At 70.9% G+C, this 23,048-nt stretch carries 20 protein-coding genes and 1 pseudogene; 18 read left to right on the forward strand and 3 right to left on the reverse strand.

Going from position 1 to position 23,048, the window contains the following annotated elements:
* Nucleotides 1–498 (reverse strand): CinA family protein, encoded by a 498-nt coding sequence (locus PQI07_RS20665; RefSeq protein WP_274927298.1) that lies wholly within the window; start codon nt 496–498, stop codon nt 1–3.
* A gap of 101 nt (nt 499–599) precedes the next feature.
* Between PQI07_RS20665 and PQI07_RS20670 the strand changes: the two genes are divergently transcribed.
* From PQI07_RS20670 to PQI07_RS20685, 4 genes are all read left to right on the forward strand, one after another.
* Entirely contained in the window at nt 600–998 is a 399-nt protein-coding gene (locus PQI07_RS20670; RefSeq protein WP_043757423.1) for an MAPEG family protein, read from the forward strand.
* Nucleotides 999–1,103: 105 nt separating this feature from the next.
* A complete protein-coding gene (locus tag PQI07_RS20675) occupies nt 1,104–2,018 on the forward strand; it encodes a LysR family transcriptional regulator (protein WP_274927299.1) in 915 nt (304 codons plus the stop codon).
* Nucleotides 2,019–2,138: 120 nt separating this feature from the next.
* The gene (locus PQI07_RS20680; protein ID WP_274927300.1) at nt 2,139–2,885 is read left to right on the forward strand and encodes an SDR family NAD(P)-dependent oxidoreductase; all 747 of its coding nucleotides are present in this window, start codon (nt 2,139–2,141) and stop codon (nt 2,883–2,885) included.
* Nucleotides 2,886–2,916: 31 nt separating this feature from the next.
* Nucleotides 2,917–3,315, forward strand: a complete 399-nt coding sequence (locus PQI07_RS20685; RefSeq protein ID WP_274927301.1) for a (R)-mandelonitrile lyase — start codon at nt 2,917–2,919, stop codon at nt 3,313–3,315.
* 144 nt (nt 3,316–3,459) lie between these two features.
* On the opposite strand, the gene PQI07_RS20690 is transcribed toward PQI07_RS20685, so the two are convergent.
* Complete coding sequence (locus tag PQI07_RS20690) at nt 3,460–4,791, reverse strand: bifunctional 2-C-methyl-D-erythritol 4-phosphate cytidylyltransferase/2-C-methyl-D-erythritol 2,4-cyclodiphosphate synthase (protein ID WP_043757413.1); 1,332 nt, start codon at nt 4,789–4,791, stop codon at nt 3,460–3,462.
* Nucleotides 4,792–4,962: 171 nt separating this feature from the next.
* Between PQI07_RS20690 and dusB the strand changes: the two genes are divergently transcribed.
* The 3 genes from dusB to ntrC are packed head-to-tail and all read left to right on the forward strand — an operon-like array spanning nt 4,963 to nt 8,642.
* Nucleotides 4,963–5,988 carry a tRNA dihydrouridine synthase DusB gene (gene dusB, locus PQI07_RS20695; protein WP_274927302.1) on the forward strand — a complete coding sequence of 342 codons (1,026 nt, stop codon included), beginning with the start codon at nt 4,963–4,965 and terminating at the stop codon, nt 5,986–5,988.
* Nucleotides 5,985–7,127: a two-component system sensor histidine kinase NtrB gene (locus PQI07_RS20700; protein WP_274927303.1), complete on the forward strand. Its 1,143-nt coding sequence runs from the start codon at nt 5,985–5,987 to the stop codon at nt 7,125–7,127. The genes dusB and PQI07_RS20700 overlap by 4 nt, the downstream gene beginning before the upstream one ends.
* A gap of 48 nt (nt 7,128–7,175) precedes the next feature.
* Nucleotides 7,176–8,642: a nitrogen regulation protein NR(I) gene (ntrC, locus tag PQI07_RS20705; RefSeq protein ID WP_043384440.1), complete on the forward strand. Its 1,467-nt coding sequence runs from the start codon at nt 7,176–7,178 to the stop codon at nt 8,640–8,642.
* An 88-nt stretch (nt 8,643–8,730) separates the two neighbouring features.
* Here ntrC and PQI07_RS20710 read toward each other — a convergent pair whose 3' ends face one another.
* Entirely contained in the window at nt 8,731–9,000 is a 270-nt protein-coding gene (locus PQI07_RS20710) for a hypothetical protein (RefSeq protein ID WP_043384437.1), read from the reverse strand.
* Between the two features lie 89 nt (nt 9,001–9,089).
* Here PQI07_RS20710 and PQI07_RS20715 point away from each other — a divergent pair, with 89 nt between their 5' ends.
* The 11 genes and pseudogenes from PQI07_RS20715 (at nt 9,090) to PQI07_RS20765 (ending at nt 22,957) form a co-directional block, all read left to right on the forward strand.
* A complete protein-coding gene (locus tag PQI07_RS20715; protein WP_164706383.1) occupies nt 9,090–9,263 on the forward strand; it encodes a ribosome modulation factor in 174 nt (57 codons plus the stop codon).
* A 107-nt stretch (nt 9,264–9,370) separates the two neighbouring features.
* Nucleotides 9,371–10,561 (forward strand): cystathionine beta-lyase, encoded by a 1,191-nt coding sequence (gene metC / locus PQI07_RS20720; RefSeq protein WP_043757405.1) that lies wholly within the window; start codon nt 9,371–9,373, stop codon nt 10,559–10,561.
* Nucleotides 10,562–10,649: 88 nt separating this feature from the next.
* A complete protein-coding gene (locus PQI07_RS20725) occupies nt 10,650–12,383 on the forward strand; it encodes an ArnT family glycosyltransferase (RefSeq protein WP_274927304.1) in 1,734 nt (577 codons plus the stop codon).
* Nucleotides 12,380–13,146, forward strand: a pseudogene (locus tag PQI07_RS20730) (glycosyltransferase). Before PQI07_RS20725 ends, PQI07_RS20730 begins: the two are co-directional and overlap by 4 nt.
* Nucleotides 13,140–13,472, forward strand: coding sequence for a lipid-A-disaccharide synthase N-terminal domain-containing protein (locus tag PQI07_RS20735; protein ID WP_043349371.1), 333 nt, complete (start codon nt 13,140–13,142; stop codon nt 13,470–13,472). The pseudogene PQI07_RS20730 and the gene PQI07_RS20735 overlap by 7 nt, the downstream one beginning before the upstream one ends.
* Entirely contained in the window at nt 13,469–14,071 is a 603-nt protein-coding gene (locus PQI07_RS20740) for a pyridoxamine 5'-phosphate oxidase family protein (RefSeq protein ID WP_043349369.1), read from the forward strand. Before PQI07_RS20735 ends, PQI07_RS20740 begins: the two co-directional genes overlap by 4 nt.
* Nucleotides 14,072–14,315: 244 nt before the next feature.
* Entirely contained in the window at nt 14,316–16,007 is a 1,692-nt protein-coding gene (locus tag PQI07_RS20745; protein WP_274927305.1) for a methyl-accepting chemotaxis protein, read from the forward strand.
* Between the two features lie 116 nt (nt 16,008–16,123).
* Entirely contained in the window at nt 16,124–17,020 is an 897-nt protein-coding gene (gene rarD, locus PQI07_RS20750) for an EamA family transporter RarD (protein WP_043352599.1), read from the forward strand.
* 53 nt (nt 17,021–17,073) lie between these two features.
* Entirely contained in the window at nt 17,074–19,464 is a 2,391-nt protein-coding gene (locus tag PQI07_RS20755; RefSeq protein ID WP_274927306.1) for a PAS domain-containing hybrid sensor histidine kinase/response regulator, read from the forward strand.
* On the forward strand, nt 19,461–19,742 hold the full coding sequence (locus PQI07_RS20760; RefSeq protein ID WP_043757390.1) for a hypothetical protein: 282 nt from the start codon (nt 19,461–19,463) through the stop codon (nt 19,740–19,742). Before PQI07_RS20755 ends, PQI07_RS20760 begins: the two co-directional genes overlap by 4 nt.
* 854 nt (nt 19,743–20,596) lie before the next feature.
* A complete protein-coding gene (locus tag PQI07_RS20765; protein ID WP_274927307.1) occupies nt 20,597–22,957 on the forward strand; it encodes a bifunctional diguanylate cyclase/phosphodiesterase in 2,361 nt (786 codons plus the stop codon).
* The last annotated feature ends 91 nt before the right edge of the window (nt 22,958–23,048 follow it).

Here is a 23,048-nt window from a genome sequence, read left to right on the forward strand (position 1 = left end):
TCAGCCGCGAATGGCCTCCTCCAGAAGGCCGAGGGCGTCGGCGACCGCAGCGCAGCGGATGCCCGCGCGTCCGAGATCGCCGTAGCGACGCTCCAGAAGGCGGATGCCGCCCTCCCTCTGGGCGAGGCCGAAATGCACGAGTCCGACCGGTTTCTCGGCGCTGCCGCCGCCGGGTCCGGCAATGCCGGTGATCGCCACCGCGACGGAGGCCCGCGATGCGGCGAGTGCGCCCGCGGCCATCGCTCCCGCCACCGGCGCGCTCACGGCACCGTGCTGGCGGATCAGATCCATCGGCACGCCGATGGCTTCGGCCTTGGCCTCGTTCGAGTAGGTCACGAACCCGCGCTCCACGACGGCCGAGGAGCCCGGTACCGCGGTCAGCAGGCCCGCCACGAGCCCGCCCGTGCAGGATTCGGCCGTGGCGATCGTGCGCCGGGCCGCCGTGTAGGCCGCCACCAGCGCCTCGGCCCGCGCGAGAAGCTCTGCGTCTTCGATCATCGCGAACGGGCTCCCATCAGGCGGCTGCGCCCTATCTCGTGTTGTGACCCAAGGCCGAGCCCGGCTCAAGGACCGGCGGCCGCCATCGGAGACACCCATCCATGATCTTCCCCGCGACCACGGCCGTCTTTGCCGGGCTGCTCGCCCTCGTGTACCTCGGCCTCTCGGGCTGGGTGATGGCGAGCCGCGTCTCCGGCAACGTGCTGTTCGGGGACGGGGGCGACGAGACGATGCTCAAGCGCGTCCGCTCGCACGCCAATTTCGCGGAATACGTGCCCCTGGCGCTCATCGTCATCGGCCTGCTGGAGGCGGGCGGCGGCGGCCACACTCTGGTCCAGGCCCTGCTGATCGCCCTGCTGGTCGGCCGGATCCTGCACCCGATCGGGATGTTCGCGCCCCCAAACTCCCCGCGCCAGTTCGCCTGCCGGGGCGGCGGCATCCTGCTGACGATGGCGGCTTTGGCCATCGCGGCGATCGCACTGCTGCTGCGGGTGGCCTAGGGCCGGCGGTCGCGCGGCTCGGCAGCCTCGGGGGCCGCTTTCGACACGGCGCAGTCGGGATGCGGCACGACTTGCTTTCCCGCGCGCCGGCCTTCCACTGCCTCGATGCGCATCAACCGGACCGAGCTCGCCGATCTCGGAACCTTCCTCGCCATCGCGCGCCATCGCAACTTTCGGCATGCGGGCCTGGAGCTTGGCGTCAGCGCCTCCGCGTTGAGCCACGCGCTCAAATCGATGGAGGCGCGCCTCGGCGTGCGGCTGGTCAACCGCACCAGCCGCAGCGTCACCCTTACCGCGGCAGGGGAAGATCTGCTCGCGTCCCTGGATGCGCCTTTCGCAGCGATCGGCTGCGCACTCGACCTGCTCAATCAGCACCGCGAGCCGGCCAAAGCCACAGGCCGGATCCGCCTCAATGTGCTCGAACATGCGAGCACGCTGCTGCTCGCCCCTGTGCTGCCCCTCTTCCACGAACGCCATCCGCGGGTCGAGATCGACGTCCGGGTGTCCAACGACCTGCTCGACGTGGTGGACGCCGGAGCCGATGCGGGCATTCGGTATGGCGGAACGGTTCCCCAGGACATGGTGGCACAGCGCCTGTCGGCCGATCTGCGCTGGGTCGTGGTCGGTCGGCCGTCCTACCTTGAGCGCCACGGGACGCCCGATCATCCCCGCGACCTCGCGGCTCACCGATGCCTGCGCATCCGCCTCGGCGACGACCGCCTCTACCGATGGGAGTTCGAGAGGGAGGGCGAGACGATCGCGCTCGACGTTCCAGGGGCGGTCACGCTCGACAACACGCAATTCGCCCTGACCCTGGCGGCGGCGGGCGGCGGGCTTGCCTATCTTCCGGAACCCTGCGTCGGACCGTCAGTCGCCCGCGGCGAGCTACGCATCGTGCTGGCAGACTGGGTCGTCGCGGGGGCCGGCTTCCACCTCTACTATCCCGGACGTCGCCAGTTGCCGACGGGATTGCGGCTCCTCGTCGACCTGATCCGTGAGGTGAGACCGCTTGGCCTGTAAGGCCAATGCCATTCGGCGGTGAACTCCGCTCATCGCCTCATTGAAGGGGACACGGCTGACCCGAACGCTGCGCGATGTCTACGTCAGGCCCCTCATCGAGGTCAGCGAGGACATCAGGACATGCGCCGTTTCATAGGAAAGGTCGCTTTCGTCACGGGCGCCGCCAGCGGCATCGGCCGGGCTACCGCCATCGCCTTCGCGAGGGAGGGGGCTCAGGTCGCGATCACGGACCGCGCCGAGGCGCCGCTGGAAAAACTCAGGGCCGAGATCGAAGCGGACGGCGGCGCGGTGCTGGCGATCCGCTGCGACGTGTCGGTCCCGGCGGACGTGGAAGCAGCGGTGGCCAGCACCGTCGCGCAGTTCGGCCGCCTCGACTGCGCCTTCAACAATGCAGGCATCGAGAACAAGGCCGCTCCGGTCCACGAGATCGCTCTGGATGAGTGGGACCGGATCCTCGACGTCAACCTGCGCGGCACATTCCTGTGCATGAAGCAGGAGATCGCTCAGATGCTGCGCCAGGGCAGCGGCGTGGTGGTGAACACCGCGTCCGGTGCGGCCATCAGGGGCGTGGCGGGAGGGGCGAGCTATGCCGCCTCCAAGCACGCGCTCATCGGCCTCACCAAGTCCGCCGCCCTCGACTATGCGAAGTCGAACATCCGGGTGAACGCCGTCCTGCCGGGGAACATCGAGACGCCGATGATGGACCGCTTCACCGGCGGCGACATCCAGAAAGCCATCGCTCTTGAGCCGGTCGGGCGACTGGGCAAGCCCGAGGAGATCGCGGACGCCGTCCTATGGATGTGTTCGGACCTCGGTTCGTTCGTGACCGGCGCGTCGATCTCGGTCGATGGAGGCTGGTCGCTCTAGGCGACGTCCGGAACGCAGGAGAATTAATCGGATGGACATCAAGCGCAGCGGAAGCCAGCCGTCGGGTCAGGGACCGTCCGCGTGGTTCACCGGCACGGTCCGGATCGACCCACTTCACAGCGCCCCCGATCCGGCCCGGGTCGCCATGGCGAGCGTGACCTTCGAGCCGGGTGCGCGCACGGCGTGGCACACACACCCGCTCGGCCAGACGCTGATCGTCACGTTCGGGCGCGGGTGGGTCCAACGTGAAGGCGGCCCCATCGAGGAGATCGCACCGGGCGACGTCGTCTGGTTCGAGCCGAACGAGCGACACTGGCACGGAGCGACCGCGTCCGCGGCGATGACACATATCGCCATCCAGGAGCGCCTGGACGGCGAGGCGGTGACGTGGATGGAACAGGTCACGGACGGGGCGTACGACGGTCCCTGAGCCCGTGATGCGAAGTCCGCCTTTGACGTTCGGCCGCCGACGGCAGACCGTCGCAACGCCACCCAGGGCAGCGCCTCCGAGGGTCGCGCCGCCGATCCACACCCGAGGCTTCGGGCTCGATGGGCCGCCGGCGCGCCGACGACGTCAGCCCTGCCGCATCGCGGTCTCGGCCTGCGCATCGAGGGCGGGACCGTCCTCCTCGGGCAGCCGCACGGTCGCGGCGGCCTGGGCGGCGAGGCCTTCGGCCCGGCCGACGAAGCCGAGCTTCTCGGTGGTCGTCGCCTTGATGGAGACCGCCGAGAGCGGCACGCCCGCGATGGCGGCGATGCGCGCGCGGATCTCTTCGCGGTGCTTCCCGATGCGCGGCGCCTCGGCCAGCACGGTGATGTCGAGGTGGTCGATGCGGCCGCCGCGGGCACGGACCAGCCCGCAGGCATGGGCCAGGAACTGGTCCGAGGACGCCCCGCGCCAGCGCTCGTCGGAGGGCGGGAAATGGGTGCCGATGTCGCCGTCCGCGATGGCGCCGAGCAGCGCATCGGTCAGGGCGTGCAGCGCCACGTCGCCGTCGGAATGGGCGAGGACGCCCCGATCCGCGGGGATCTTCACGCCGCCCAGCCAGACATGGTCGCCGGTGGTGAAGGCGTGCACGTCGAAGCCGGTGCCGAGGCGGGTCACATAGGTGGTCATGGCGCGGGCTCCCGGCGCTGGCAATTCGGTGGTCTCGGTCGCGAAGGCGCGGTCCGCCTCGATCAGGTCGGCGGGCTGGGTGATCTTGCGGTTGGCGACGTCGCCCGCAAAGACCACCACCGGCAGGCCGGCCCATTCGGCGAGCGCGCCGTCGTCGGTGAAGCCGTCGAGGCCCTGCGCGGCGGCGTCCCGGTGGGCGGCGAGCAGCGGACCGAAGGTGAAGGCCTGGGGCGTCTGCACCGCGCGGAGGTGCTCCCGGGGCGGCGTCTCGTGCACCCGGCCGATGCCGGGCGCGATATCGACGACGCGCTTGACCGTGTCGGTCACCGGGACGCCGGGTACGGCCGCGCCGTGATCCCGCCCCGCCGCGATCGCCCGGGCGATGAGCGCGGCGTCCACGTAGGGGCGCGCCGCGTCGTGGACCAGAACGATCTCGGGCGCCGACCCGACCGCCAGGGCTTCGAGCCCGGCGCGCACGGAGAGCTGGCGGGTCGCCCCGCCCGCCACCGGCGCCGTGATCTTCGCGCGGATTGCGGGTGGAAGTTCGTCCAGGCAGTTCCGGAAGAAGTCCGCCGCGTCGGCGGCGATCACCGGCTGGATGCGCGCGATCCCGTCATCCGCGGCGAGGGCCGCCAGGGTGCGGGTGAGGACCGCCTGTCCGCCGACCCGGCGGTACTGCTTGGGCGTGCCGCCGCCGATGCGGATACCGCGGCCCGCGGCCACCACCACCGCGGCGACGCCGGCTCCCGCGCTGGCGGGTCCGATGGCTGGCGTGCCGGTGGCGGACATGGGCGACGAACTCGTGAGGGCCTGAGGAGCGGAGGGGCGGCCGGCGCGCGGGCCAGCGCTGCCGCCGGAAGCCTGCCGCAGAGGGTGCCCGTCGTTTAAGCGGGGGAGGGCCCGAAATCAACGCGCGGTCCCGCTTGCCAGCGGGCCGGGCTTGCCTCATTGTTGTGCAGAATGACGACTGACCATTATTTGAGCGCGCTGCGCCGCGAAGGTGCGAAGGCCGGAGCGGCAGACGCCGCCCCGCTCTGCCTGCTTGCCCCGCTTTCGGGTGTCACCGACCTGCACATGCGCCGCATCGCCCGCCGCTGCGGCGCCGACGCGGTCATCTCCGAGATGGTGGCGGCGCGGGAATTCACCCGCGGCTCCTGCGAGGCCACCCTGCGCGCGGAAGGCTCCGGCGTCGACCTGCACGTGGTCCAGCTCGCGGGCTGCGAGGCCGCCCCGATGGCGGAGGCGGCCCGGCTGGCGGAGGCCGGGGGCGCCCACGTGATCGACGTGAACATGGGCTGCCCGGCCAAGATCGTCACGGGGATCGCGTCAGGCTCGGCGCTGATGCGCGACCTCGACCACGCCGAGCGCCTACTCGCGGCCGTGCGGGGCGCGGTGTCGGTCCCGGTGACCGTGAAGATGCGCCTCGGCTGGGACGACGCGAGCCGCAACGCCGCCGATCTCGCCGCCCGCGCCGAGCGGCTGGGCCTCAACGCCGTGACCGTCCACGGGCGGACCCGGCAGCAATTCTACAAGGGCCGCGCCGACTGGGCGGCGATCCGCTCGGTGGTCGCGGCGGTGTCGATCCCGGTGATCGCCAACGGCGACGTGACCGACCTCGCCAGCGCCCGGGCCTGCCTCGCGGCGTCCGGGGCGGCGGGGGTGATGATCGGCCGGGCGGCGACCGGCCGGCCCTGGCTGGTCGGGCACATCGCGTCGGCCCTGGCCGGGCGGCCGATGCCGGAACCGGCACGGGCCGATCAGGCCTCCCTGGCCGCCGAGCACTATGCGGGGCTCCTGTCGCTCTACGGCCGGGACATGGGCGTGCGGCACGCGCGCAAGCACCTCGCCGCCTATGCCGAGGCCGGAGGGGCGCTGGACCCGGCCGAGCGCGCGGCGCTGCTCACCACCACCGATCCGTCGATGGCCCAGGCCCTGCTGGCCCGCGCCTTTGCAGGCTCGGCGGATCCTGTCCAGGAGGCCGCGTGAGCGACGATTCTCTCCCGCAGGCGACCGGCAGCCGGCGCGACACCGCCGCCGAGGCCGTGCTCAACGCCCTGCCGCTGCCGGTCCTGACCATCGGCGGCGACGAGCAGATCCTCCACTGCAACCACGCCGCGGAGGCCTTCTTCGATTACTCGGCGCGGCTGATGCAGCGCCGGCGGCTCCGCGACATCATTCCCTTCGCCTCGCCGATCATCGCCCTGGTGGCCGAGGTCCGGCGCCGGCGCGCCAGCGTCAGCGAGTACCGGGTCGAGCTGACCCAGCCCCGCCTCGGCGTGGAGCGCAGCGTCGACGTGTTCGCAACGCCGCTCGGCGACGACGGCGACGCCGTGGTGATGATGCTCCAGGAGCGGACCATCGCCGACAAGATGAACCGCCAGCTCACCCATCGCGGGGCGGCGCGCTCGATGGTGGCGCTGGGCGCGATGCTGGCCCACGAGATCAAGAACCCGCTCGCCGGCATCCGCGGCGCGGCGCAGCTCCTGGAGAGCACCGGCGCCGAGGAGGACCGGCTGCTCACCCGCCTGATCTGCGACGAATCCGACCGGATCGTCCGCATTGTCGAGCGCATGGAGCTGTTCGGCGACGAGCGCCCCTCGGATCGCGGTGCCGTCAACGTTCACGGGGTGCTCGATCAGGTGAAGCGCTCGGCGCAGTCGGGCTTCGCGCGGCATATCCGCTTCATCGAGACCTACGACCCGTCGCTGCCGCCGGTTCTCGGCAACCGCGACCAGCTGATCCAGGTGATCCTGAACCTCGTGAAGAACGCCGCGGAGGCGATCGGCCCGGACGCGGTCGAGGGCGAGATCACCCTGTCGACCGCCTTCCGCACCGGCCTGCGCCTGCAGGTGCCGGGCTCCCGCGAGCGGGTCAGCCTGCCGATCGAGGTGGCCGTGCGCGACAACGGCCCGGGCATCTCGGCCGACCTGCTGCCGGACCTGTTCGATCCGTTCGTCACCACCAAGGCACAAGGCTCCGGCCTCGGTCTTGCATTGGTGGCCAAGATCGTCGGCGATCACGGTGGGATCGTCGAATGCGATCCTGCCCCGCGCCGCACGGCGTTCCGCATCCTTCTGCCGATGTCGAGTGCCCGGGACGGGCGCGAATCGGCGGTCGATCCGTGATGTCGATCCCCGAATCCGGCCCCCCGTCGGAGGTCTGAGTAGAGAGTCATGCCGAACGGCCACATCATCGTCGCCGACGACGACGCCGCAATCCGCACCGTGCTCAACCAAGCGCTGTCACGGGCGGGCTACGAGGTTCGCTCGACGGGCAATTGCGCCACCCTCTGGCGCTGGGTCGCGCAGGGGGAGGGCGACCTCGTCATCACCGACGTGGTGATGCCCGACGAGAACGTGTTCGACCTCCTGCCGCGCATCAAGCGCGTGCGGCCGGAACTGCCGATCATCGTCATGAGCGCGCAGAACACCTTCATGACGGCGATCCGCGCCTCGGAGCGGGGTGCCTACGAGTACCTGCCCAAGCCCTTCGACCTGAAGGAGCTGATCGCCATCGTGGGCCGGGCGCTCTCGCGTCCCCGCGGCGCGGCGCCGGCCGGGGCGCCCCCCGAGAACGAGGACATCCCGCTGGTCGGGCGCTCGCCCGCCATGCAGGAGATCTACCGGGCGCTGGCCCGGCTGATGCCGACCGACCTCACCGTGATGATCACCGGCGAGTCCGGCACCGGCAAGGAGCTGGTCGCCCGGGCGCTGCACGATTACGGCCGCCGCCGCACCGGCCCGTTCGTGCCGGTCAACATGGCGGCGATCCCGCGCGACCTGATCGAATCCGAGCTGTTCGGCCACGAGAAGGGCGCCTTCACGGGGGCCCTGCAGCGCTCCGCGGGCCGGTTCGAGCAGGCCGAGGGCGGGACGCTGTTCCTCGACGAGATCGGCGACATGCCCATGGAGGCGCAGACCCGGCTGCTGCGCGTCCTCCAGCAGGGCGAGTACACGACCGTGGGCGGGCGCGTCCCGATCCGCACCAACGTCCGGATCATCGCGGCCACCAACAAGGACCTGCGGGTCTCGATCCAGCAGGGCATCTTCCGCGAGGACCTGTTCTTCCGCCTCAACGTCGTGCCCCTGCGGCTGCCGGCCCTGCGTGAGCGCTCCGAGGACGTGCCGGATCTCGTCCGCCACTTCTTCGTGCTGGTCGAGCGCGAGGGCCTGACCCGGAAGACCCTCGACGGGGACGCCATGGAGCGTCTCAAGCGCTACCGCTGGCCGGGCAACGTCCGCGAGTTGGAGAACCTCGTCCGCCGGCTGGCCGCCCTCTACCCGCAGGAGACGATCACCGGCCCGGTGATCGAGGCCGAGCTCGACACCCTTCCGCTGGCGACGCCCGCGGCCCCGGCCGCCAACGGCGCGGCCCGCAAGGCCAACGGGGAATCCGAGAGCCTGTCCAGCGCGGTGGAGCGCCACCTCTCGGATTATTTCTCCGGCTATCGGGACACCCTGCCACCCCCCGGGCTGTATCACCGGATCCTGCGGGAGATCGAAGGCCCGCTGATCGGCGCGGCGCTCGCCGCCACCCGCGGCAACCAGATCCGCGCGGCGGAACTGCTCGGCGTCAACCGCAACACCCTGCGCAAGAAGGTCCGCGACCTCGACCTGCAGGTGTTCCGCACGGCGCGTTAGCGGCGGCCGGCCGCAAGGCTGCTTCGCGGCCGCCGCCGCGCTCCGGCGCCTCGGGATGCGATCCGGGGCGGGACAGGCGTGACGGTGCTCAGCGGCCCGGCAGGATCGGGTCGCCGCGCATCAGCGCGTGGAGCCGCTCGGTGTCGAACCCGTTCGGGATGCTGGGCACGGCCGGCTTCGGCGCGGGCGCGGCCTTGACCGGAGCCGGGATCGACCCCGTCGCCGACGGCTCGGCCTGGGCGGCGCGGACCACGGGCGCCGGCGCCAGATGGGCGAGCCGATCGGCGCTGACGAGGGCGACGGTCGCCGTCGAGACGAGGACGAGGACGGCGCCGAGGAGGGAACGCAGGATACGCACGCAACGACCCGGGACGCGACTTGAGACGGCAACAGATTTACGGCGCGGCCGTTAACGAAGCCCCACCCTCAAGTCTTCGGGAGGCGATATTGACCAACGTCCAGGCCACCGCGAGCGACAGCCCGTTCATCCAGGGCCGCAACGCGCGCCTCTACGGAAAACCCGTGAGCGAATGCCCCTATCCGGAAGGCTCCCAGGAGCGCGCCGCCTGGATGGAGGCCTACGAGGAGGCCGCCGTCTCCGATTCGCCCGAGACCCCGTGAGCGCGGCAAACACGGCGTCTCAGGGCTGCGGAACGCCGCGTCCGGCTTGACCTCGCCGGATGCGGCGCGCTTCGTGCGGTGCACCGCAACGCGATCACCGAGCCTCGATGTCCCTGAAGCCTTCGCCCGACGCCCAGCAGACCTTCGCGCCCGCGACGCGCCTCGTGCATGCGGGCCGCGATCCGGGCGAGCAGCACGGCTTCGTGAACACGCCGATCTATCGGGGCTCCACGGTCCTCTATCCGACCTACGACGCGATCAAGAACCGGCGCGGGCGCTACAATTACGGCACCTCGGCGACGCCCACCATGGACGCGCTGACGACCGCCTGGACGGAGCTCGCCGGCGCCGCCGGCACCGTCGTGACGCCCTCGGGCCTCGCGGCGCTCACCGTCGCGCTGATGGCCGCGGTCTCGGCGGGCGACCATCTCCTCGTCACCGATTCCGCCTACCGGCCGACCCGCCAGTTCTGCGACGGCGTGCTGGCGCGCTACGGCGTCGAGGTCACCTATTACGACCCGATCATCGGGGCCGGCATCGCGGACCTGATGCGCCCGAACACCCGGGCCGTACTGGTTGAGGCCCCCGGCTCGCAGAGCTTCGAGATGCAGGACGTTCCCGCGATCGCCGAGGTCGCGCACGCCCGCGACGCCTGCGTGATCATGGACAACACCTGGGCGACGCCGCTGCTGTTCCCGCCGCATGAGCGCGGGGTCGACATCGCCGTGGAGGCCGGCACCAAGTACCTGAGCGGCGGCTCGGACCTGCTGATCGGCCTGACCTCCGCCAACGCGCGCTACTACCCGGCCGTGCGCCGCACCTTCGACCATTTCGCCATGTGCGCCGGCGCCGAGGACATCTTCCTGGCGCTGCGCGGCCTGCGCACCATGAACCTGCGCCTGCGCGAGCACGGCCGCGCCGGGCTGGAGATGGCCCGATGGTTCCAGGCGCGGCCCGAGGTGCTGCGGGTGCTCCATCCCGGCCTGCCCGAGGATCCCGGCCACGCGATCTGGACGCGCGACTTCGCGGGCGCCTCGGGCCTGTTCGGCGTGATCCTCAAGCCGGTGCCCGAGGTGGCTTTGGCCGCCATGCTGGACGGGCTGCAGCTGTTCGGGATGGGCTTCTCCTGGGGCGGCTTCGAGAGCCTCGTGATCCCGTTCGACTGTGCCGGCTACAGGACCGCCACGAAGTGGGCGCCCGGCGGACCGGCCCTGCGCTTCCATATCGGCCTCGAGGACACCGCCGACCTCAAGGCCGACCTCGATGCCGGCTTCGCGCGCCTGCGGGCCGCCACGTAGGGGGATCGGGGCGCCGACGGCGGGGGGCGACCGGCGACGACGCGGCTGCATTTGACCTTCCCGCCCGATCCTGATTGACCGGCCCGGCATGACCACGAGCCTCTCCGCCGACGGCGCTCCGCGCCTCGCCCCAGTCGACCGGATCGGCCGCGGACTCGACGCGCTGAGCCTCACCCATGGCCGGGCCGTCGCCGCCCTGCTGGCGCTGTGCCTGATCCTGTTCCTGCCGGGCCAGATCTCCCTGCAGCCGATGGATCGGGACGAGCCGCGCTTCGCCCAGGCCTCGAAGCAGATGCTGGAGAGCGGCGACCTCGTGGATATCCGCTTCCAGGGCGAAGCGCGGCACAAGAAGCCAGTGGGGATCTACTGGGCCCAGGCCGCCGCCGTGGCGGCCGGCGAGGCGCTGGGCGTGCCCGGGGCCCGCACCCAGATCGCCCTGTACCGCATCCCCTCGCTGATCGGCGCCATCGCCTCGGTGCTGCTCGCCTACTGGGCGGCGCTGGCCTTCCTGCCCCGCCGGCCCGCACTGCTGGCGGCCGCCCTCTACGGCGCCTGCCTGATGCTCTCGGCCGAGGCACACCTCGCCAAGACCGACGCCCTGCTCGCCGCCTGCGCCACCGCGAGCCTTGCCGCACTCGCCCGCGCGTGGCTGGCGCCGCGGGACGGCAGGCCGACCTCAGGGCCGACCTCCGGACCAACCTTTGCGGCATTCTGGCTCGGGATGGCGGTCGGGATCCTGGTGAAGGGGCCGATGGTGCCGCTCTTCGTCGCGCTGCCGGCGCTCGGCCTGTCGCTCCGGGCGCGATCCGCCCGCTGGCTGCTGCCCCTCCGGCCCTGGCCGGGCCTCGCCCTCACGCTCCTGCTGGTGGCGCCCTGGTTCGCGGCGATCACCTGGAAGAGCGGCGGCGCCTTCTACGCCGAGGCCGTCGGGCACGACATGCTCGGCAAGGTCGGCGGGGCGGCGGAGCGGCACTGGGGGCCACCTGGGGCCTACGCGCTCGTGTTCTTCGCCACCTTCTGGCCCGGGGCGGCCTTCGCGGCCATGAGCCTGCCCTTCGCGTGGCGGGCGCGGCGGGAGCCCGCCGTGGCCTTCCTCATCGCCGCGGTGCTGCCGGCATGGCTGATCTTCGAGGCGGTACCCACCAAGCTGCCCCACTACGTGCTGCCGCTGATGCCCTGGCTCGCGATCCTCACCGTGCTGGCGTTGTCCCGCGGAGCGCTGGATCCGCGCCTGCGGGGCGCGCGCCTGACGGCCCTGCTGGTGCCGGCGATCCCGGTCGCGCTCAGCCTCGGCCTCTGCCTCGCGGGCTGGCGCCTCGACGCCCACACGATCCCGTGGCCGGCTCTGCCCCTGCTCGCCGCCGCCTGCGCGGTCGCGATCCTGGCCTGGCTCGCCTTCGCGCAGGGATCCGCCGAGCGCGCCCTCGCGCTCGGGGTCCTGGCCTCGGCCCTGCTCGGTCCGGCGGTGCTCGGCGTGGCGCAGCGTTCGCTGCCGGCTTTGAAGGTCTCGCCCCGGCTCGCGGCCCTGCGCGACCGGGTGCCTTGCCCGAACCCGCAGGTGGCGAGCCTGGGCTACCGCGAGCCGAGCCTCGTGTTCCTGATCGGCACCGGCCTCGCCCTGCCGCCCGACGGCGCCGCGGCGCGATCCTTCCTGGAAGGCGGCGGCTGCCGCCTGCTCTTCGTGGAATCCCGGGACCGCGACGACTTCAACGCGGCCTGGCCAGTGGGGCGCGGCGCACCCGCCCCCCTGGCGGAGGTCGAGGGTTTCAACCTCAATACCGGCCGCCGGGTCTTCGTGACGGCCTACGCGGTGGCCCCGTGAACGCGAGTCCCCATCTCAGCGTCGTCGTGCCGGTCAAGAACGAGGCCGGCAACATCGCGCCCCTGGTGGCCGAGATCGAGGCCGCCTGCGCGGGGCTGGCTTTCGAACTGATCTACGTGGATGACGGCTCCACCGACGGCACCCCGGCGGCCCTGGCGGCGGCCCGGGCCGGGCGCCCTGGCTGCGGGCGCTGCGCCACGCCCGGAGCGGCGGCCAGTCGGCGGCGGTGCGCAGCGGCGTCCTCGCGGCCCGCGGCGCGATCGTCGCGACCCTCGATGGCGACGGCCAGAACGATCCGGCCTTCATCCCCGCCCTGCTGGAAGCCCTGGAGGCGGCGGGGCCCGGCGCCGGCCTCGCCCAGGGTCAGCGGCGCGGCCGCAAGGATGGCCCGTTCAAAATGCTCCAGTCTCGGATCGCCAACGGCGTCCGCGGACGGATCCTCAACGACGCCACCCGCGATACCGGCTGCGGCCTGAAGGTGTTCCGGCGCGCCGTATATCTCAGGCTGCCGTATTTCGACGCCCTCCACCGGTTCATGCCGGCCCTGGTGGCCCGGGAGGGCTTTTCGGTGGTCCACCGCGACGTGGTCGACCGGCCGCGGCTGACGGGGGTGTCCAATTACGGCCTGTTCGACCGCCTCTGGGTCGGGCTCCTCGATCTCGCCGGGGTCTGGTGGCTGATCCGGCGCAAGCGCGCCGATCCGCGGCCCGAGGAGATCGTCGACCCGGCCGGCCAACCCGCAGACCAGGACGTCGGATGCTGATCCAGCTCGCCCACGATCTGCCGGCCTATTTCTACGACGTGTTCGTCACCCGGCTCGATTTCTGGCTGGTCTTCGGCATCGTCGCACAGGTGGTGTTCGGCTCGCGCTTCATCCTGCAATGGATCGCCAGCGAGCGGGCCGGGCGGAGCGTGATGCCGCTGTCGTTCTGGTTCCTGTCGATCCTCGGCGGGCTGATGACCCTGGTCTACGGGTTCGTGCGCCGCGAGCCGGTGATCATCATCGGCCAGGGGCTCTCCACCGGGATCTACCTGCGCAACCTCGCGCTGATCTTCCGCGAGCGGCGGCGGAGGCGCGGCAGCCCGTGAGCCGCGCGCCGCTGCCCGCCTATTACGACGACCTGGACGCGACGTTCGCGGCGCTGTGGGGCCATCTGGCGGACGGCGCCGCGCACGGCCGCAGCGGGTTCCACCTGCCGGTGGTGGCGACGCTCGGCGCGGCGGGCGGCCCGCGGCTGCGCACGGTGGTGCTGCGCGCCGCCGACCGGGATGCCGGAACCCTCCGGTTCCACTGCGACCGCCGCTCCGACAAGGCCGCCGAGATCCTGGCGAACCCGGCCTGCGCGCTCACGGCCTACGACGAGGCGACGAAGATCCAGATCCGCATCGAGGGGCGCGCCGCGCTGCACGTCGACGACGCGGTGGCCGAGGCGGCCTGGGCCGGGTCCCGGGCGATGAGCCGGGTCTGTTACGGGAGTGAACCCGGCCCGGGCACGGCCCTGCCGGCGGGGGACGCCTACGCCCTGCCGGACGAGGCCGCGGCCGGGGCGCTGGGACGGCCGCATTTCGCCGCCGTGCTGGTCCGGGTGGAGCGCCTGGATTTCCTCTACCTCGACCGCCGCGGTCACCGGCGGGCCGCCTGGCACCGGTGCGGGTCGGCTTGGCAGGGCGGCTGGCTGGCCCCCTGAAAGAGTGCCGCCGCGCGGGGAAGATGTCGCGCGCGCGACGGCCCGCCGGGGCGCACTCGTCCGAACACGCGGAACGCCCAGCGATTCGACGCGCCGACGGTTGAACGCAAAATCAATTTACACGTCCCGGATGAAAGATTGCGCGACAATCCCATTCGATGTCCGATCCGTCCCAAGCCTCGCGTTCGCAATCGACTTCGCCATCCGCTGACACATAAGCAGCGGCAGCGCGGAGTTTTTCCCAGTGCGTCGCCACTTCAAGTTCCCCATTGCCGTCAAGATCGCCTTCGCGTTCGCCTTCATCGCGGTGAATGCGGTCGGCTTTCTATGGTACATCTCCAAACGGATGACCGCGGCCGATGCGGCCTACAGCGCCTATCTCGGCAACGACGCCACGGCGGCCACGATGGCGGCACGCCTGGGACGCGTGGTCTATCAGATGAGCTACGTGGCCTTCCGCACCCTCGGCGAGGCCGATCCGGACGCGTCGGACCGCATCGGCGCCGCGTTCGAGCCCCTTCCGGCCGAAGCCGCACGCCTCCTCGACGGCGTGCGCCGGAACGCCCCGACATTCGACGCTCGGACCGACCGGATCGCGACGCTCCTGGGCACCTACATCGCACTCACCGGCGAGATGTGCGCCATGGCCAAGAAGGGCATGAGCGCCCAGGCCCTGACGCTGGCGCACACGCAGGTGGATCCGCTCCAGAAGACGCTGTTTGCCGCCCTCGACGCCTTCGTGGACGATCTGAGCACGTCGATCCGCACGGGTTCCGCGGCCCTCAGCGCGGACACCCGCACGACCTTGTCCCGGGCGATCAGCCTGTCGGCGGGCGGCATCGCCGCCAGCATCCTGATCGGTGTTCTGGTGGTGCATGTCGGCGTCGCCCGCCCCCTCGGCCGGTTGACGGCCGCTCTGAAAGCCATGTCGGCCGGGCGGCTCGACGCGGAGGTCCCGGAAGCGCGGCGCAGCGACGAGATCGGTGCCATCGGCAGCGCCGTCGCGGGCATCAAGGCCCTCGTTGCGCGGAAGGCCGTCGAGCAGGCAGAGACCGCGCGGCGGCAGGCCGAGGACGCCGCCGCCGACCGCAGCCGGACCCTCCTGCGGCTCGCCGAGGGTTTCGAGCTGACGGTGGGACGCATCATCGGCTTGGTGTCGGAGTCGATCGCCGCCCTCCAGACCACCGCCCGGACCATGACCGTCACGGCGACGCGGACCGTCGGCGAATCCACGGCGGTCGCGGGTGCCGCCGAGACGGCCGCGCGCGACGTCGGCACGGTGGCGGCCGCCGCCGAGGAACTCGAAACCACCGTGGCGGAGATCGGCCGGCAGATCGGCGGCTCGGCCATCCTCGCTCAGAGCGCCGTCGTCGAAGCGGATCGGACCGCGACCCTCGTGCAGGATCTCAGCGCCGCCGCCGCCAAGGTCGGCGCGGTGGTGGAGCTGATCGGGGCCATCGCGCGTCAGACCAACCTGCTGGCGCTCAACGCCACCATCGAGGCGGCCCGCGCCGGAGCGGCGGGGCGGGGCTTCGCGATCGTGGCGAGCGAGGTGAAGGACCTCGCCGCGCAGGCGGCCCAGGCGACGGGCGACGTCTCGGGACAGATCGGCCGCATCCAGGGCGTGACCGATCAGGCGGTCGCGGTGATCGCCGCGATCACCGCACGGATCCGCGAGATCGACGGGGTCGCCGCCAGCGTCGCGGCCTCGGTGGCGCAGCAGGAGGCGGCCACCCGGGCGATCGCCCGCAACGTCGTGCAGGCCTCCACCGGCACCCGCGCGGTGACCACCACCATGGCGGCCGTTGCCGCGGCTGCCGGAGAGACCGGGACGGCCGCCGATCGGGTGCAGGCCTGCGCCGCCGCGCTGGCCCGCCAATCCGCGGACCTCGGCGGTGAGGTTCGGCGCTTCCTCGCCACGATCCGCGCGGCGTGAAGACCCGACCGCGACCGCCGGATGGCTGCCCTGCGCGGCACCCCCTGACAGGGACTGGCCCGGCACGCTAAAGCCCGCCGACCCGGCCGCCCATCCGGGTCGACCGGGAGGACGCCGTGGGCCTCGTCTACGCGCTCGCCGCCTATCTGAGCTGGGGCCTCCTGGTTCCGGTGCATTTCCGGATGCTCGGGGCCTACACCCCGTATCATATCCTGGCGGAGCGCATCGTCTGGTCGAGCCTATTCGCCGGCGCGTTGGCGCTGGTCCTCGCGGCGCGCCACCGCCTGAACCTGCCGTTCCCGCTGCGCAAGCGGCACGCACTCCTGCTGCTCTCGGCGGCCATGATCGGCGTGAACTGGCTGCTCTACCTCTACGCGGTCAGCAGCGGGCACCTGCTCGACGCGAGCCTCGGCTACTACATCAATCCCCTGGTCAGCGTGGCGTTCGGGCGGGTGGTGCTGGGCGAACGGCTGCGGCCGGCGCAGGCGCTGGCCATCGGCATCGCCGCGACGGGCGTCGCCGTCGCGGTGGTCTGGGCCGGTGAGCTGCCCCTGATGTCGCTGTCGCTGGCGGTGAGCTTCGCGCTCTACGGGCTCGCCCGGAAGATCGTCGCCGTCGACGCGCTGGTCGGATTCCTGGCCGAGACCCTCCTGCTCCTGCCGGCCGCCATCGTCTGGCTCGTCCTCTCGCCCGAGCCGTTCCTGCCGTCCGCGCCGGGCGACCGCGCGCTCCTGATGCTCACGGGCCTGACCACCGCGCTGCCGCTGATCTGGTTCGCCGCCGCGGCGGTGCGCCTGCGGCTCACCACCCTCGGCCTGCTGCAATACGTGGCGCCCACCTGCCTGCTTCTCCTCAGCGTCCTCGTCTACGGCGAGCACGTCGAGCCGCACCGGGCGCTCATGCTGGCGCTGATCTGGGTGGCGCTCGCGCTCTACACGGTGGACGCCCTGCGGTTTCGCCGCCTGCCGGCCGCGGCGTCGCCGCGGTCGGATCCGGACGCGATGCGTGTATAAGGAATACTGGTATAGGCCGCCGCTGGGGCGGATGACGGGACAGCGTCGGGTCGATGAGCGAGACTGAGAGCGGCCCAGGATCCGTCACGGATGCCGATTACCGCAACCTCGCCGAGACGCTGCCGCAGCTCGCCTGGATCGCCGAGGCTGACGGCACGATCATCTGGTACAATCAGCGCTGGTACGATTTCACCGGCACGTCCCTCGAGGACATGCGGGGATGGGGCTGGCGCACGGTCCATCACCCGGATCACGTCGAGGCGGTCACCGAGCGCTACCGGGCCGCGATCACCCTGGGCCGGTCCTGGGAGGACACGTTCCCCCTGCGCGGGCAGGACGGGACCTATCGCTGGTTCCTGTCGAAGGCGCTGCCGCATCGGGACGAATCCGGGCGGATCCTGCGCTGGTACGGGACCAACACCGACATCACCGGCCGCCGCGCCATCGAGGAGCGCCTGCGCCATTCCGAGCAGCGGTTCCGGGCGCTGGTCGACGCCTCGGCGGCGGTGATCTGGAACACCAACGCGGCGGGCGAGCTGATGCCGCCGCAGGTCCGCTGGAGCATCTATACCGGCCAGACCGAGGAGGCCTACCAGGGCTGGGGCTGGCTGGACGCCGTCCATCCCGAGGACCGGGGTCACGCGGCCGATGCCTGGGCCGCCTCCGTGGAGGCGCGGGCGCTCTACGAGGTCGAGTACCGGCTGCGCCGCCACGACGGGGCTTGGCGCACCATGGAGGTGCGCGGCGTGCCGGTCCTCGCGGAGGACGGTTCCCTCCGGGAATGGGTCGGCACCTGCGTCGACGTCACCGACCGGAAGGAGGCCGAGGAGGCGGTGGAGCGCGCCCGCCAGGCCGCCGAGGCGGCCAACCGGGCGAAAAGCCAGTTCATCGCCAACATGAGCCACGAGCTGCGCACGCCGCTCTCGGCGGTGATCGGCTATTCCGAGATGCTCGGCGAGGAGCTGGAGGATATCGGCCAGGCCGCCCTCCTGCCCGACCTGCGCAAGATCGAGGCGGCCGCGCGCCACCTGCTGTCGCTGATCAACGACGTCCTCGACATCTCGAAGATCGAGGCCGGCCGCATGACCGCCTCGGCCGAGACCTTCGCGGTGGCGGACCTGCTCCGCGATGTCGGCGATTCCACCGGTTCACTGATGGAGAAGAAGGGCAACCGCTTCGTCCTCGATGCCGGCGAAGGGGCGGGCGCCGATCTCGGGTCCATGCACCAGGATCAGACCAAGATCCGCCAGTGCCTCGTGAACCTGCTCGGCAACGCCGCCAAGTTCACCGAGAAGGGGACGATCACCCTGACGGTGCGGCGGCACCGGGAAGAGGGGGCGGACTGGCTGTCCTTCGCGGTCGCCGATACCGGGATCGGCATGACCGAGACCCAGATCGGGCGGCTGTTCGAGCGCTTCGTCCAGGCCGACGACTCGACCACCCGCCAGTTCGGCGGCACGGGTCTCGGGCTCGCCATCACCCGCGCCTTCTGCGAGGCGATGGGCGGCGACATCGGCGTCACCAGCGTTCCGGGGGCGGGGGCGACCTTCACGGTCCGCCTGCCCGCGATCCTGAGCCCCGAAGATGCGCCGACGGCCGAGGCCGAGGCTCTCACGCCGGTGGAGCCGCACGAGGAGCACGAGACGGTGCTGCTGGTCGACGACGATCCGGCCGCCCGGGAGCTGCTCCAGCGCTTCCTGGAGCGCGAGGGCTTCCACGTCCGCAGCGCCAATGACGGCCGCGCCGGCCTGACGCTCGCCCGGGCGCTCCGGCCGCGGGCGATCCTGCTCGACGTCGAGATGCCCCGCATGGACGGCTGGGCGGTGCTTCACGCCGTGCGCAACGATCCCGAACTGGCCGGGACCCCGGTGATCATGACCTCGGTGGTGGCCGAGCAGGGGCTCGGCCAGGCGCTCGGCGCCACCGACTATTTCGTCAAGCCGATCGACTGGGACCGGCTCAAGGGCCTGATGGAGCGCTACCGGCCCGAGGCGCCGAACGAGGCACGGGTCCTCGTGGTGGATGACGATGCGGATGCCCGGGAGCGCCTGCGCCGCTCCCTCGGCCGGGAGGGCTGGACCGTCGACGAGGCGGAGAACGGCCGGATCGCCCTGGAACGCTTCAGCCAGGCCCGGCCGAGCCTGATCCTGCTCGACCTGATGATGCCCGAGATGGACGGGTTCGGCTTCCTGCGGGCGCTCCGCTCGCGGCCCGATGGCGACGTGCCCGTGGTGGTGCTGACCGCCAAGGAGATCACCACCGCCGAGAAGGAGAGCCTGAACCGGCAGGCCGACCGGGTGATCGCCAAGGGCTCCATGAGCCTCGCGGAGATCGGCCGGCAACTGCGCGTCCTCTACGCGCGTTCGGCGAACGAGCCGGTTCCGGGTCAGCTTCAGGGCCTGCTCGCGCAGCTCGCGGAGCAGGAGGGGGGAGAGAGACCATGAGCGATTCCGGGATCGATGCGGACAAGGCGGTGTCCATCCGCCTGCGGGCACGGCTGGCGGTGGTGGAGCGGGCGGCGTGGTTCGGCCTCGTCCACGCCATGAAGACGCGGCCGGCCGAGACCGAAGCCTATTTCGCCTCCGAGCGGGCGCGCTGCACGGAGGGGTTCGGCAGCGGGGCCTGGGCCAAGGATCTCACCGACGCCGAGCGCCGGATGCTGGCCGCAGAGGTGGATGCCGGGCTGGCGCAGTTGCTGGAGGAGGCCCGCGCCGAGGTGTGAGACGCCGCCGCCCCCTCGCGGGCGCGGCGAAGTCCTCCGATTGCGCGACACCGGGAGGCCGCATTCGGTCGTGGTTCGCTTGGCCGCGCGAGGACGGCGCGGGCAGCATCGACCGGGATGCCGTGACACTGCCCGTGCGGGACGACCCGCAGGCGGAAGCAGCATCACGCCTGCGCCGGTCAGGCCCTGAGCACGGTGGGGACGGCGAAGATCTTTTGTAGATCCGGGCCAATCACACGCCATCGCGCATCGGCGCGATTGGCGTCCCGGCAAGGATCCGGCTCGCGCATCAACGTCGCCGTTCCAGCCGCCCGCGCGGCGATCACATCCACACGACGAATGCTCGACATTCAATACAACAACTAGGCTTTAATACTATAAGTTCGGCCAACAAATGCCTTATAGCGACAGGCAAAAGAGCCAGGCCGTCGCGACACTCCGTGGTCCGGCCAAACCTGCCGGATCCGGCGCGGCATTCGCTATGTCACAGGCGGCGCGATAGGCCTTCTCACGAAAATTGAGACCGATCATTTCTTCGAGAACAAGTCGAGACATCGCGAAGCGCGAAACCATTCTTCCGGCCTAGTACCGACGGTATGGGCGTCTGTCCGTATTCCTGAGTATTCCGGAGCAACGAATCGTCCGCGTTCACGCCCGGAGCTTCGACGTCGTGGAGGCTCGGAGCTCCGGCGGTCGAAACCGTCAGATTTTGGCGCCGTTCGGCAGGACATCCGAGCTTGCCCGACACCTTCAATTTTTGGTTGTTACACCCGGCTGTCTATGGGGGCACGCCCAGAGAATTCTTCACGATGATGATTTAGTTTGCGCACATCTTTGTGGTGCATGATGATCCTATGGATCTCTTCGTCGCAGCCCTTCTGGACAGTCAGGCGGCCGGTTTCGCCCTGGCGGCGATGGTCATCTGCTTTTTCAGTGCGTGGCTGCTCGTCCACTTCATCCGGCAAGCGGAGAGCGCTTCGGCGCGTGTCAGGAGGCGCTGGCAACTCGGAACGGCCGTGGTTGCCGGGACCGGCGTTTGGACCACCCACTTCGTCGCGATGCTCGGGTACCGGACCGACCTCCTTCTGAATTACGAGGCGGCGACGACCCTGGGCTCAGCGGCCGTGGCCATTGTCGCGGTCGGCGGGCCGCTGGCCCTGTCGACGCAATGCGCGCGGACATGGACGCGCGCAGCAGCCGGCGCGGCGGCGGGCTTGGGGATCGGCGGCATGCACCTCATCGGCATGGCCGCGTTGAGGGGCTGCAGCCAAACGCAATCGCCCGACCTCGACATCCTGGCCAGCCTGATCGGCGGCATCTGTATGGCGTTGGCTCGGACCGTGGCGCGACATGCCCGTCCACCGCTCGTCACCCTGTTTCTCATCGTGTCCGCGGTCTGCGGCACGCACTTCATCTCCATCGCCGGCACCACGCTGGTCGGAGCGCGGTCCGATCAGCTCCTGCCGATCATGCAGGTCCAACTCGCTGCTCTCGCCGCGACGGGCGCCGCCATCCTCCTGCTCGGCACATTGCTCGCCCTGCTGGTTGCCAAGCGCTTCGAGGGGCAGGAGGCCACGCACGCGCGAATCCTGGCGACGACATTGCAGAACATGTCGAACGGGATCCTGAAGGTTTCCGGCGCCGAAGTCGTCGAGTTGTACAACGAGAAACTGTGCACGATGCTCAACCTGCCGCCGGGAAGCATGGCCCGAGGCATGAGCTTATCGACGTTTCTGGATGTGACCGGCCGCGCCAATGCCTGGGACGAAACCCGCATCGCGCGGGTGCTGTCGAATCATCGGACCTGGATGGCCCGGAGCGAGGAGACGCTCGTCGAGCATACGTTCGACGACGGCCGGATCCTGTCCATCGCCTGTCAGCCCATCGACGATGGCGCGGTGCTGACCTTCGACGATGTTTCGCGGGAGAAGCAGGCGCAGCGAGAGATCCTGCACCTCGCCTACCGTGATCCCCTCACGGGTCTGGCAAATCGCCGCTCGCTCATCGAACACATGGCGCTCGTTCATGAGACCGGACAGGCCTTCACGCTCCTGCTGATCGATCTCGATCGGTTCAAGGCGGTCAACGACACGTTCGGTCACGGCGTCGGCGATCGCCTGCTCGTCACCGTTGCCACGCGCCTGCGCGCCCTAGCGGGCGCGTCAGGGTTCGTGGCGCGCCTGGGCGGCGACGAGATGGCCGTGGTCACACAGGCGGATGCCGATGCAGCGAGCCGCCTGGCCGAAGACATCATCGTGGACGTCGAGAAGCCCTACGCCTTCAACGACCTCACGGTCATGGTCGGTTGCAGCATCGGCTTGAGCGACAACGCGGATCGGTCGAGTCCGGAAGAGCTGCTGCAGCGCGCCGACATCGCTCTGTACGAGGCGAAGCGTCACGGACGAGGACGCGCGGCGCATTACGCGTCGGGCATGATGGAGGCCGTCGCCGAGCGCCACACCCTGGAGAACGACATCCGGATCGCCTTGACGGAGGGGCAGTTTCATCTCGCCTACCAGCCCATCATGGCGCTCGCCGATGACGCTGTCGTCGGCTTCGAGGCGCTGATCCGGTGGCAGCATCCGACGCGGGGTCTCGTCGCGCCGGCAAGCTTCATCCCGGTGGCGGAGGAGACGGGGCTGATTGTGCCGATCGGGACCTGGGTGCTGGGCGAGGCGTGCCGCCAAGCCACCCGCTGGCAGCCGCATCAGCATGTCGCCGTGAACGTGTCGGCCGTCCAGTTCCGCTCGCCGATGCTTCTCGCCCACATCACCGCAGCTCTGGCCGAGAGCGGGTTGCCGCCGCACCGATTGGAGATCGAGTTGACGGAGACGGCGCTGGTCGAGGACGGGCGTCAGATCGCCCACACCCTCTCCGCCCTGCGCCAGCTCGGTCTCAAAATCGCGATGGATGATTTCGGGACCGGCTACTCGTCCCTCGCTCACCTGCGCGATCTGCCTCTGGACCGGATCAAGATCGATCGCAGCTTCGTAGCGGCCGCACTGACGGACAACCACTCGATGGCGGTGATCAAGGCGATCACCCAGATGGGCCGCGACATGAACATCCTCACCCTTGCCGAAGGGGTCGAGGATGCGGATCAACTGGCGCTTCTCAGGCGACTGGGCTGCGATGCCGTCCAGGGTTACCTGATCGGGCGCCCGGAACGACCATCGTCATCGCCGCCGCCCGCAAGGGCGAGCGGCGCTCTCTGAAGTCGGTCGGACCGTCGGTCCCGCTCGGCTCCTCAGAAGGCGGGCCACCGATCCGCAGAAGACGCCCGAGCCGGCCTCCACGCAGACGCGC

This window comes from Methylobacterium sp. 092160098-2 (assembly GCF_028920805.1).
In the GTDB taxonomy this organism is placed as follows: domain Bacteria; phylum Pseudomonadota; class Alphaproteobacteria; order Rhizobiales; family Beijerinckiaceae; genus Methylobacterium; species Methylobacterium fujisawaense.